Source organism: Pseudomonas sp. EL_65y_Pfl1_R83 (assembly GCF_963970695.1).
In the GTDB taxonomy this organism is placed as follows: domain Bacteria; phylum Pseudomonadota; class Gammaproteobacteria; order Pseudomonadales; family Pseudomonadaceae; genus Aquipseudomonas; species Aquipseudomonas tritici.
The window spans coordinates 1-461 of the sequence record NZ_CAXAQI010000395.1; the positions used below are offsets into that span (position 1 = coordinate 1).

1 protein-coding gene is annotated in these 461 nt (G+C 64.6%); it reads right to left on the reverse strand.

What is annotated here, in order from left to right:
- Positions 1-144 precede the first annotated feature (144 nt).
- On the reverse strand, positions 145-461 hold a 317-nt coding region (locus tag AACY08_RS29475; protein WP_339472610.1), incomplete at its 5' end, for a hypothetical protein.

The window sequence follows — 461 nt, forward strand, 5'->3', positions numbered from 1 at the left end:
GTCGGGCAAGCAGTGCGGCAAGGGTTATACCGAAGGGCGTAAAGACCTGGTGTAGTTGCGATTAAGGGTGTCTCAACCAGCTTTTGCAGCGCCCTGCGCTCCGACCATCGCGGCGAGAGGGCGACGCGGCAGGTCCGGCACCGGCTAGGGCGTGACATCTTCGGCAAAGATGCCGGTGCCGTCGCCGATCGGTTCGATCCTGAGCGCCAGCATACGGCCAGCGCGGGCGGCGGACGGGAGTGTCAGGCTTTCTCCAATGCCCGAATTGCCAACCCGCCGCATTGCCCCGGCAAGAAGCGCGCGGGATGGCGGCGGGGTGATCGTGTCGACGGGCGCGCCGGGCGTCACGATTTGGCCGAAATGTGCGCGCGCAGTCCGGCTGGATGCCAAAATCGTGGTCTCGCGGTCTGCAAGCAAGACGATATCGCGGACATTGTCGAGCAGTTGTGTTGCGGTGATCG